Origin of the sequence: Actinomyces stomatis (assembly GCF_031292835.1) — a bacterium.
Classification (GTDB): domain Bacteria; phylum Actinomycetota; class Actinomycetes; order Actinomycetales; family Actinomycetaceae; genus Actinomyces; species Actinomyces stomatis.
This window is the reverse complement of record NZ_JASPEP010000048.1, coordinates 1-3,364: the sequence shown is the minus strand read 5'-3', so window position 1 is coordinate 3,364 and position 3,364 is coordinate 1. Positions and strand designations below refer to the sequence as shown.

General features: G+C 71.7%; 2 protein-coding genes and 1 pseudogene. 2 read left to right on the top strand and 1 reads right to left on the bottom strand.

The genetic code is table 11. The features are described from left to right. Positions 1-118: 118 nt before the first annotated feature. A complete protein-coding gene (locus tag RIV12_RS12995) occupies positions 119-1,813 on the bottom strand; it encodes a DNA repair helicase XPB (RefSeq protein ID WP_309324432.1) in 1,695 nt (564 codons plus the stop codon). Between the two features lie 483 nt (positions 1,814-2,296). On the opposite strand from RIV12_RS12995, the gene RIV12_RS12990 reads away from it, so the two are divergent. Together RIV12_RS12990 and RIV12_RS12985 are read left to right on the top strand one after the other, a co-directional pair. Next, entirely contained in the window at positions 2,297-2,596 is a 300-nt protein-coding gene (locus RIV12_RS12990; protein WP_309324430.1) for a hypothetical protein, read from the top strand. A gap of 97 nt (positions 2,597-2,693) precedes the next feature. Next, positions 2,694-3,364 (top strand): annotated as a pseudogene (locus RIV12_RS12985) (helicase-associated domain-containing protein); the annotation flags it as partial.

The window sequence follows — 3,364 nt, the reverse complement described above, 5'->3', positions numbered from 1 at the left end:
CCTGGCCCGCGTCCTCGTGCGCAACGTGCGCGCCCGCCGCCTGTCGCGCTGAGCGGGTCGCCGGACCCGGCCGGCCCGGTGTGCCTGGTGGTGCGCCTGGTTGGCCGTCGGGTCGGGCTCAGCCGTCCTCGGCGAGGTCCTCGGCGTCGATGATGGCGTAGGCGTAGCCCTGCTCGGCCAGGAAGCGCTGCCGGTGGGCGGCGTACTCCTGGTCGGCGGTGTCGCGGGCGACAACCGTGTAGAAGTGGGCCTGGCGGCCGTCCTCCTTGGGGCGCACGATCCGGCCGAGCCGCTGGGCCTCCTCCTGGCGCGATCCGAAGGAGCCCGAGACCTGGACCGCCACGCTCGCCCCGGGCAGGTCGATGGAGAAGTTCGCGACCTTGGAGACCACGAGCGTGCGGATCTCCCCGCAGCGGAAGGCGTCATAGAGGCGCTGGCGCTCGCGCACCGTCGTCGAGCCGGTGATGACGGGTGCGTCCAGGTGCTCGGCGATCTCGGTGAGCTGATCCACGTACTGACCGATGACCAGGGCCGACTCGCCCTCATGGCGGGCCAGGAGGGTGTCGATGATCGGCAGCTTGTGCGGTGAGCAGGCGGCCAGGCGGTAGCGCTCCTCGGGCTCGGCGGTCGCGTAGGCCATGCGCTCGCCGGCGTCGAGGGTCAGGCGCACCTCGGTGCAGATCGCCGGGGCGATCCAGCCCTGGTTCTCCAGGTCCTTCCAGGGGGCGTCGTAGCGCTTGGGACCGATGAGGCTGAAGACCTCGTCCTCGCGGCCGTCCTCGCGCACGAGGGTCGCCGTCAGACCCAGGCGGCGGCGCGCCTGCAGGTCCGCGGTCATCCGGAAGATCGGCGCGGGCAGGAGGTGGACCTCGTCGTAGACGATGAGCCCCCAGTCGTGGGAGTCCAGCAGGTCCAGGTGCGGGTAGACACCCTTCCGGCGGGTGGTCAGGACCTGGTAGGTGGCGATCGTGACGGGGCGGACCTCCTTGCGCGAGCCGGAGTACTCGCCGATCTCCTCCTCGGTCAGGGTGGTGAAGCGCATGAGCTCCTCCTTCCACTGACGCGCCGAGACCGCGTTGGTGACCAGGATGAGCGTCGTCGTCGAGCTCCTGGCCATGGAGGCGGCGCCCACGAGGGTTTTGCCGGCCCCGCACGGCAGGACGACCACGCCCGAGCCCCCCGCCCAGAAGCTCTCCACCGCCTCGGACTGGTAGGGGCGCAGCTGGAAGGTGCTGGGGGAGTCGGTCAGCGTGATGGGGTGGGCCTCGCCGTCGACGTAGCCGGCCAGGTCCTCGGCCGGCCAGCCCAGCTTGATGAGTACCTGCTTGAGGTGGCCCCGCTCCGAGGGGTGGACGACGACATCGGCCTCCCCGAGCCGGGTCCCCAGTAGGCCCTTGGTGCGCTTGGAGCGCATGACCTCCTCCAGGACCGGCACGTCGGTGGCGTGCAGGACCAGGCCGTGGGCGGGGTCGGTGAGGAGCTGGAGGCGGCCGTAGCGGCTCATCGTCTCGGCGATCTCGGTGAGCAGGGCGTGCGGCACCGGGAAGCGCGAGTAGGTGATGAGGACGTGGACGACCGTCTCCGCGTCCAGGCCCGCGGCGCGCGCGTTCCACAGGGCCAGCGGGGTGATCCGGTAGGTGTGGATGTGCTCGGGGGCGCGCTCCAGCTCGGCGAAGGCGGCGATGGCGCGGCGGGCCTGCCCGGCCCGGGGGTGGGCGACCTCCAGGAGGACGGACTTGTCGGACTGGACGATGAGCGGGCCGTCGGGGACCGACGACACCGGGGACGCAGGATCGCTGGGCGTGGCGGACATGGGCGGGAGTATCCCAAGCCGGGGCGCCGCGCCGCCGTGACGGAGGAGACGTTCCTCTTCCAGCGGGAGGGGAGGCCCGGCCGGCCTCCTGCCCGCGCGAGCGCGGCTGACAGCGCTACCGACAGTGACGTTGCGCCAACATTCAGCTCATGCCCGCGTGCCGGATGGCCCGGATCCTGGGCTCCTGCGGCGGCGCGTGAGTTGTCGGGCGCGAGTTCGAGCCCTGGATGCGGGTCGGGAGGCGCTACAGGGGGCCAGAAACGGTGACATCTGCGGGCTCGTGTCCAAATCGGTGACAAAGGCGCGAGACGGGTTCCGGCCTGCGAAAGAAAACCGCATGATTCCGCGGTTCGCGTTGCCGGCCTTAGGGGCGGTCGGGTCCCTTTGTCTCCGATTTGGACACCGGCGCCCTCGCCGAGGCCCGGCCGGGTCTCCTTCCATAGGATGAGGTATCCAATCGGGCGGGCTGTTTAGGGTCGCGGTATGAACAATGAGCTCAATCAGACTGGAGGCGACCACGAGGCGTCCGGCGCCGGTCAGCGCGGCCGCTGGGCTGCCTGGTCGGAGGTCATCGAGGAGGCCTTCAAGCCGCCTCAGGGGCCGGCTACGCCGTGGTTCTGGCCCGTGGTCTACGGCACTATGCTGGGGGTCGCGATGGGTGTGGCGGCACCAGGGCCCTGGTTCTTGTGGCTGCCGGTGGGGTGGGCAATGGGCCTGGCCCTCGGAACCGCCTTCAAGACGAGTGAGGACTCGGAGCCTTCCGAGGAGACGGAGGCTGAGTAGTCGGCGCCGGCGGTTGGTGTCGGCCTCACTCTTAGTCCCGGCTCTTCACCCCGCCCCGCTCTGTCCGTGAGTGGGGCGGGGGCGTATTTTGGTGCGGATGAGCCCTTCCGCCTCCACCCAGGACCTCGCCGTGCACCTGACGGCGCTGCCGGACCGAGAGGTCGCCGCCCTGCTGGTGGCGCGCCCCGACCTGGTCGCACCGCCGTCCTCCTCCTTCCTGGCGCTGGCGACCCGCGCCGGGGCTCAGGGCAGCATCGAGCACGCCCTGGCCGGGCTGGATGCGCCGACGCTGGCCGTGGCCGAGGCAGTGGTGGCTCTCAGTCGGCTCGACGAATCGGGGGAGACCGAAGGAACCGGGCCGACCGAAGTCACCGAGGGCGCCGAGGCAGCCGGGAGCGGGCGGGCTGATGAGGCCGGCAGGGCCGGTAGTGAGCCAGTCGGCGGCGAGCCCACAGGCAACCCGAGCAGTGATGACTTGGCCGGGCTGGTCGCCGCCCACCTGCCGCTGCCTGCCGAGCAGGTCACCGAGGCTCTGGGACAGCTGAGTCGGCTGGCGCTCGTCGTCGAGGGCAGGCCCGTGGCCGCGCTGGAGGCGGCCTTCGGGCCGCACCCCTTCGGCCTGGGGCCCTGGGCCGCCGAGCCCCTGAGCGCCGAGCAGCTGCCACCCACCCTGGAGGAGCTGATCGAGGACGCCGCCGGCGATGGCGGCGAGCCGGTCGTCCCGACAGCCTCCGTGGAGATGCTCCAGGCCCTCACCTGGGGGCCGCC

Bases quoted from the DNA above. Each gene is read 5' to 3' on its own strand.
- RIV12_RS12990 (WP_309324430.1), top strand. From the start codon at position 2,297: ATGAACAATGAGCTCAATCAGACTGGAGGCGACCACGAGGCGTCCGGC.
- RIV12_RS12995 (WP_309324432.1), bottom strand. From the start codon at position 1,813: ATGTCCGCCACGCCCAGCGATCCTGCGTCCCCGGTGTCGTCGGTCCCC.